The 8,185-nt window shown below is 34.1% G+C and carries 6 protein-coding genes and 1 CRISPR repeat array; all 6 genes read right to left on the bottom strand.

The window, feature by feature from the left end; genetic code table 11:
- Positions 1–343: 343 nt before the first annotated feature.
- Positions 344–2,810: a CRISPR direct-repeat array (repeat unit 37 nt; unit sequence GTTTCAATTCTCAGCCCCCAACAAAGGGGACTGCAAT).
- 179 nt (positions 2,811–2,989) lie between these two features.
- The 6 genes from cas2 to cas5c are packed head-to-tail and all read right to left on the bottom strand — an operon-like array spanning position 2,990 to position 8,171.
- A complete protein-coding gene (gene cas2, locus C7954_RS05235; protein ID WP_089719418.1) occupies positions 2,990–3,280 on the bottom strand; it encodes a CRISPR-associated endonuclease Cas2 in 291 nt (96 codons plus the stop codon).
- Between the two features lie 16 nt (positions 3,281–3,296).
- On the bottom strand, positions 3,297–4,331 hold the full coding sequence (gene cas1c, locus C7954_RS05230) for a type I-C CRISPR-associated endonuclease Cas1c (protein ID WP_134058983.1): 1,035 nt from the start codon (positions 4,329–4,331) through the stop codon (positions 3,297–3,299).
- On the bottom strand, positions 4,331–4,948 hold the full coding sequence (gene cas4, locus C7954_RS05225) for a CRISPR-associated protein Cas4 (RefSeq protein WP_134058980.1): 618 nt from the start codon (positions 4,946–4,948) through the stop codon (positions 4,331–4,333). The genes cas1c and cas4 overlap by 1 nt, the downstream gene beginning before the upstream one ends.
- A gap of 5 nt (positions 4,949–4,953) precedes the next feature.
- A complete protein-coding gene (gene cas7c, locus C7954_RS05220) occupies positions 4,954–5,838 on the bottom strand; it encodes a type I-C CRISPR-associated protein Cas7/Csd2 (RefSeq protein ID WP_089719412.1) in 885 nt (294 codons plus the stop codon).
- A complete protein-coding gene (gene cas8c, locus C7954_RS05215; RefSeq protein WP_134058977.1) occupies positions 5,839–7,497 on the bottom strand; it encodes a type I-C CRISPR-associated protein Cas8c/Csd1 in 1,659 nt (552 codons plus the stop codon).
- Positions 7,497–8,171, bottom strand: a complete 675-nt coding sequence (gene cas5c, locus C7954_RS05210; protein WP_110301019.1) for a type I-C CRISPR-associated protein Cas5c — start codon at positions 8,169–8,171, stop codon at positions 7,497–7,499. Before cas5c ends, cas8c begins: the two co-directional genes overlap by 1 nt.
- Between the last annotated feature and the right edge of the window lie 14 nt (positions 8,172–8,185).

The raw sequence follows: 8,185 nt of genomic DNA, 5'->3' as shown, positions 1-8,185 counted from the left end.
AAAAATCAAACCGTAGATCATCTGCATCATCAGCATGCCGGAATTTGATGTTAAATCACTACCATTAAAATTTATTTTTAAATTTGACTTGAAATCTATTTTTTTTCCAGTTATAGTAACCATACGGAGTCCCTCCTTTTAATTTGGTCGTTACTATTATTATAAAGGAAAGAGGCTCCTTTTTCTATATTTTTAGAGAAAAATCTTAATAAAAACTTTTTCACCCACTGGGTGAAAATAATATTTTGATAGAATTTTGCTATATTAGTACTGATAATTTATTTCGTGGTTGTTATGAATAATTCAAGACAAGAGAGTTTCTTAATGGTGATGGTACAATTCAGTTTCAATTCTCAGCCCCCAACAAAGGGGACTGCAATTGATAATATTAGTTTGACTCCAAGTATAGTTATGGTTTCAATTCTCAGCCCCCAACAAAGGGGACTGCAATCACTACTTACATCCCAGCTCGATATATCCTGATTGTTTCAATTCTCAGCCCCCAACAAAGGGGACTGCAATGCAAGGTAAGCGGCCAACAATGGCTAACCTTAGAGGTTTCAATTCTCAGCCCCCAACAAAGGGGACTGCAATGAGATACATCTGGATATTTGTTTAGTTCTTTTCTGTTTCAATTCTCAGCCCCCAACAAAGGGGACTGCAATCTTTTGGTTATATTCAGGATAATATTAATATTATGTTTCAATTCTCAGCCCCCAACAAAGGGGACTGCAATACTTCCTTCTGCTGAGGCATTGTATAAGTCAGCTAGTTTCAATTCTCAGCCCCCAACAAAGGGGACTGCAATACTGAACTTGTGGGCTTTATGGAGGGCTTAGAAAGTTTCAATTCTCAGCCCCCAACAAAGGGGACTGCAATATGGAATTAGAAGCTCAACGCAGGGCTGTAGAGGGTTTCAATTCTCAGCCCCCAACAAAGGGGACTGCAATTCCTACAGTAGGTATATTGTCGTGTGATAAATCGTTTCAATTCTCAGCCCCCAACAAAGGGGACTGCAATTAATTCAACTCTCTTATTGGCAAAAAACTGCTGACGTTTCAATTCTCAGCCCCCAACAAAGGGGACTGCAATCAGTTTCTTTGTCCAACTTCCATAATGGATTGAAAGTTTCAATTCTCAGCCCCCAACAAAGGGGACTGCAATTAGAAAGTGTTGTCCTATCAATGCCAACATGTCTTGTTTCAATTCTCAGCCCCCAACAAAGGGGACTGCAATTGATGGCCAGAATTATAATTTGACTGACCAGGTATTTGTTTCAATTCTCAGCCCCCAACAAAGGGGACTGCAATTGTATTTTCTTCCATTATTCTCTGACTTCTTAATTTGTTTCAATTCTCAGCCCCCAACAAAGGGGACTGCAATGAAGTACTGCTGGTTCTGAGATAGAAGTTGACGAGTTTCAATTCTCAGCCCCCAACAAAGGGGACTGCAATTCTAAATTTCAGCCCTTCCTGCAGTTTCTTATATGGTTTCAATTCTCAGCCCCCAACAAAGGGGACTGCAATTCATTCTTCTCGCTGCCACCAGGAGGGTGGACTGGTTTCAATTCTCAGCCCCCAACAAAGGGGACTGCAATTGATAATACAGTCAAATCAAATTGTTTAGGTTGTGTTTCAATTCTCAGCCCCCAACAAAGGGGACTGCAATGTATGTTAAACCGTCAACATGATGCAATATAGTTTGTTTCAATTCTCAGCCCCCAACAAAGGGGACTGCAATTTGTTTTTTAGTCAGGGACTCTGATAAATATGGAGTTTCAATTCTCAGCCCCCAACAAAGGGGACTGCAATCAAATTGCTTTAAATAGATTACTGGCTACAATGAGTTTCAATTCTCAGCCCCCAACAAAGGGGACTGCAATACCATTTCCATTGAGAGATATTTGTGTACGATCTGTTTCAATTCTCAGCCCCCAACAAAGGGGACTGCAATTCAAGCTCTCCTTCAGCACTCCACACTAGATCAGGTTTCAATTCTCAGCCCCCAACAAAGGGGACTGCAATCTATCCAAAGATCCGATCTGTGAATATTGTTTACCTGTTTCAATTCTCAGCCCCCAACAAAGGGGACTGCAATCTACTTTTGAATTCTGACCACTTCATTCTGTTAAGTTTCAATTCTCAGCCCCCAACAAAGGGGACTGCAATCAAGTCTCTTGATTAGATTCGTGATAATCGGCTTGTTTCAATTCTCAGCCCCCAACAAAGGGGACTGCAATGTTGATTGGTCAACTGGTATTTTTAGAGATGAAAAAGTTTCAATTCTCAGCCCCCAACAAAGGGGACTGCAATATGTTGAAACTTTAGAAAATGAAGTGGGAATAGATGTTTCAATTCTCAGCCCCCAACAAAGGGGACTGCAATTGTCTATCAGCCCCACTACCCTGGCCAGCAATTAGTTTCAATTCTCAGCCCCCAACAAAGGGGACTGCAATTTTTGTTGATCCTTGTGGTAGTTATAGTTATGCTGTTTCAATTCTCAGCCCCCAACAAAGGGGACTGCAATTTAAGAAAATGTTTGATAAAATTAATATGGTATTGTTTCAATTCTCAGCCCCCAACAAAGGGGACTGCAATTAGAGTTCATATAGTTAACTGTCCTAATAGATTTGTTTCAATTCTCAGCCCCCAACAAAGGGGACTGCAATTTGGGGAAACTTTTATGGGAGAAGAACAGGTTGATGTTTCAATTCTCAGCCCCCAACAAAGGGGACTGCAATCTAACTAAAGAGGAAGCACACAAAATATTAGATGTTTCAATTCTCAGCCCCCAACAAAGGGGACTGCAATAGCAGGCTAAATTAGCCCTGTTAAATCAAGATTCATAAAGCCTATTTTGCGAATATCCATTATCACCTCCACAAAGAATAAAATCATTTTACTTCATCTCCTTCAAATGCCTTTTAGATTAGTATTTATAATCATTTGCGAAAGAAGCAGTAATTTAACAAACACTCCCCCTTCGCAAATTAAATTAACAGTGTATCATTATCATAATCTACAGACTTAAAATTCCCATGTTCTTCTACATAATTATCTTTTGGAGCAATTATTTTATAGATCCTAATATTATCTTTTTTCTTGTTCATTAACTCCAATACTTCATTTCTCATCATTAGAAATTTTTTGTCATCTAATTGAAATTCAAAAACTGATTTTTGAACTCTCTGTCCATAATTTTCACAGGTTTCAGCAACTTTTCTCAACCTTTTTCTGCCGTTAGCATTTTCAGTTGAAATATCGTATGCCAGAACATACATCAATTTTATCACACCTTTACTGATAAATAAATGGTGGGTATTCCTCAACATCTCCTCTTAATCTTCTTGCCAATAACCTTGCCTGTATAAAAGGAATTAAACCATAAGGAATTACTCTATCCAAAAGAGAATGTTTAATTTCATTTTGTTTCTTCTCTTGATATTGTTGTATTAATTTTTTTCGAAATTCATTTTTCATTTCTACTGCTCCACCAGTTTTAAATTCAAAATCATTTTTATTAACCTGTTTTCTATTAATCATAGTTAACACTAATCTTTCCACCATTATTGGTCTTAATTCTTCCATTAAATCTAGCGCTAAAGCTGGTTTGCCAGGTCTTATCTCATGTAAAAAACCGATTTGAGGATCTAAACCAACTGCTTCTAATGCAGTTCTACAATCATGATTTAATATAACATAAAGATAAGAAAGCATAGCATTAATAATATCCCTTGGAGGTCTTTTAGTCCGTTTTTCGAATTTAAATAAATCATTTTTATTTATAATCATTTCATCAAATACAGAAAAATAATTCTTAGCTGCAATACCTTCAAAACCTCTTACCTGATCAACATTATCGCTGTCATCAATTATGTTCAATATTCTATCTAACTTTGTAGCATTTTTACGAAGTGATTTTTCTGTTTTTTCATCACTAATATCTCTTGCACTTCTTAAAAGCATAGATCTTTGATTATAAATTTTACCTTTAATAAAACTCTGACTTAATTTACATTTTTCATTTTCATCTTTATATTTATCAAATTGTTCAACTCTTAATAAAACATTACCTTTAACAGGTCCAGCCCAATTTCCAATATAACGTCCTACTCTAGTAACCCTAGTTACTGCAACACCATTTTTTATGCACCAATCAAGAGCATAATGACTTATTTTAGATCTTCCAAACAAGATAATACTTCCTAAATGATGTCCTGGAATTCTTATTTTTTCTTTTTTCTCAACTTCAACTATTATTACATCATGTTTTTTTCTTAAATAAGATTCAGGATTAGTAATATATAATGTATTTTTAATATGATGAGCCATTATTTTAACTCCTTAAGATAATTTTCTATTCTACTTGCTAAATCAGGTAAACAGTAATCTTTTAGCGAACAATTATTACATCTTTGATCATTTACCGGTTGTGGTGTGTTTTTGCTGATTAATAATTCTCTAACAGAAGAAATATTATCCGTTAATTTCTTTCTTAACTTTTCATCTAAAACAACTTCTCTTCGTTTTCTTGATTTATCATAATAAATATAGCCAGACGTTATTTCTGTAGAAAACATTTCTTCAAGACAGATAGCCTGGGCAGCTAACTGAATATCGTCAGCTAATTTTTTCTTTTTCTTACCACTTTTAAATTCAACAGGAATTATTTTATCTCCCTCAAATTCAACAGTATCTGCAATCCCATATAAGCCATATTTTTCTGACCAAAGTGGTAAGCTATTTTCCACCTTTTTGTCCTTATTATAATAATTTTTTTCATTATCAACTCTTTTATGGACTATATTGCCCTGAATTGTAAACATATTTTCTTCATAAATTTCTTCAATATGAATCAATGCGAACTGTCTGGGGCAATATATATAATGCTGTAAAGCTGATATGGGGATTGAAGATATTTTTTGCCATTCAAAATATTGATTATCCATTTTTATTAATCCAATATTTTAGAAAGTGTAATTTTATCAGGTAAATCATTTTCTATATATACTTGATAATCATTAAATGCTCTTGGAGTTTCAACATTATCTTTTTTAGAAACATTTATTAAATCAAATAATTTATTTGCAGGAGCATTTCCAGTTTTATCTTCATGTGTAAAGACATATAAACCTCGACAGGCCATCATTCCTCTGCTTGCAGAACGATCTAAATCCCACATTTTAACTAATGATTCCCAGAATATTTCTAAATCCTCTTCTGTTACACCTGTATTATCTGCAAAATATGGGTTATAAAAACCATGAGCTACATATAAGCCATAAGGAATCATAGTTTTTCTTCCCATTTCAGTTATTTTATTAGAACTTTCACCTTCATCATCAGAACTTTGTTTTCGAGCATCTTCAGGTTTAGTTACTGCTACTCTTGTAATTGATAGATCCATTGGAACTATTGGATCTACAGATCTTGCAAAAGTTAATTGAAATGGCCCCTGAACCTGGCCACAATTAAATTTACTGGTACTCATCACAGCACCAAATGTCCTCACATCATAGAAGTTCTTACACATCCAATCTCTAGCATAATCAATTGAATCACGGTCATTAGCTTTTTCATCTAATTCTAGATCTTGATAAGCAAGTTCCTGTTGATTATATAAAACCCCTTCATTTTCAACATAAATATTCTCATCTTGAGTTAATGCTACCCAGTTTCTAACTTTTCTTTTTAAACTAACATCTGAAACTAGTCCCTGCATCGTTTCGGGATCTACTCGCGGTAGATTACCTGCATCCGGATCACCATTTGGATTTCCGTCTTTTACATCAAATATAAGAATAAAATCATGTCTTTTTTCTGGATTACTATAAATCATTTAATTTTCCCCCTCTTTATCTTTTTCTGGACGATATGCTTTCTGCTGATAATATCCAAGTGCAAATAAACCCTGTTCTTTAAGTGATAGTGTTGCCGGAAAATCATTAAGTTCTACCATAATATCTTCCAATTCAGACTGCAGCCAGTAATACATCCCTGTAGTACTTTCTTCTTTCCTTAATTTTGCTAAATGATGCTGGGCTTTTCTAATCAGATTACCAAAAACTGAAGCTGGAGCTGATGAAGCAGTTCCATAATATCTATCGACAATTGTGGATTTAATTCCTGGTAATGCTTTTTTCTGAATAATTTCTATAACACTAAATAGACGACCACATAAATAAGCTGGATTATTCTCTTTTTTATTTAATTTTTTTTTCACTTTTATGCCCCCTTCAGGATGAGAATTAAAATACATTTTTAACAAAGAAGCTCTTGGTCTAGTTACGCGAAACTCAACATCTGCTTTTATTCGTTTAACTGTATTAAATAAAACCGCCTCTACCAGCGAATTTCCTTTAATAGCATATGAAGCTAAAGATTCTGCCACTATTGGTTTAATATCATCGAATTTAAAAGCTGTCTGACTAACTAAACTATTTATCCCATAATATCTGTCTGATTTATTATCATCCAACTTCATTTCTCTAAAATAATTATTAATATTCTCTTCAACATTTTTAATGGTTGTACTTATCCAATCTCTTACTACAGTCCGGCTGTTATTTGCACTTAAAGCCAGACAGTAAAATTCTTCATCATCAATATAAGATTTTTTTCCACTTCTAAATGAGTTCAAAAAATCTCTAAGTTCATTTTCTTCTGGGTTTTCTAATAGTTCAAAACCATTAAACTCTAAATTATTTTTAGTCCAAAAGATATATAATATATCTCCTATTTTTAAACGATGATCTTTTTTTGCTATTAAATAATTTGCTGCTCTACCATATTGAGTAGCACAATCGAAACACACTGGAGCTATCCTTGATTCTTTTAAACCATATGATTCAAAAGATTCTACATTAGCTGAAATCAAGGGATTACCCCTGCCGTGCCCACCAATTCTACTTAGTTTTAATTTTTCTGTATGTCTATCTGCTATTGCTTTCTCATCTCCACAGACTAAGCATTCTGAAATCATATCTGTTCTATCCTTAGCAACTTCATTCTGCCTTTTCTGCCAGTAACTTCTTATTTCTTGACAATCTAAAAGATCTTCTCCATTTACTCGAAATGCCATCCAATCATTATCATCAATTTCTTCATAATTTTCTAATTGAGATATATTATAATTATCAAGAAAATCTAGTACTGCTTTTACTTTATTCGAATTTGTCGACTCATAACAATTATCAGTCAACTCATAGAAGGATTTTTTTAATTTTTTCTGCCTATTTGATAATTCTTTTCCCTCTGTATTACCGAAAATATATTTAGCTTTATCTCCAAATAAAATTGGTCGTACAGCTCGTCCAGATCTTCCAATTAAATTTTCTGCGAATAAATATATTTTACCTTCATCACTCACATCAGTAAACCCCATTAATTCTCCAGCTTCATTAATTTCAATTAACCAATCTAAAGATTTTTTTGTGAAATGAAGTGGAGGAAAATCTTCAACTGTTTCTGCAAATTCACACAATTTTTCTAATATCATTATTTATTCCTCCAGACTTCTTTATACTTTTCTACAGGAACATTCAGCACACCATTATTTAGTTCTGCATTGAAAAAAACAGGTTTTGCTCTCTCATCATCAATATTATAATTTAAATCAAATAGCATTCTTCCTAATTGGTCAGTATAATCAATAGCTGTTTCAGAACCATCTACTGGAGCAAAAAAAGCTGCAAATTCTCTATTACCTAAAAAAGGTCTTTTATAACAGCTTCCATTATTTACTCTCCTTCTAAACTGATCTCGATATTTGGCAGGATGTTCATTTTTAGCATGCTTTTTTAGTCTGACATTTGCCTCAATTATATAACTCACATCTCTTAAAGCTAGAGTGTTCCTTTGGGTTCTATCTTTATCAGCATAATAATGGTCATGATCTTTCTTTTTCATCCACTGCTTTACACTTCCAGGTGATATTTTGCTTTTTACTTCATTTCTCCTTATAGAAATATGTCTGATTGGATTTAAAACTTGTATTTTTTGAATCACCCAATCAAATTCAGGTTTCCAAAAAATTGACGACAATATCCCACGAGCTGCGGATGGAGTCATTACTTGATAACTGACTCTTTCAACTTTCATATCTGGCCTGGTAAAACAGGCCAATTCTCCCCAGACTTTTACTTTTACAGGATCAAATTTAAAATCTTCCAAACTTTTTCACCTCC

Origin of the sequence: Halanaerobium congolense (assembly GCF_004366375.1) — a bacterium.
Classification (GTDB): domain Bacteria; phylum Bacillota; class Halanaerobiia; order Halanaerobiales; family Halanaerobiaceae; genus Halanaerobium; species Halanaerobium congolense.
This window is presented reverse-complemented; position numbering and strand designations above follow the sequence as displayed.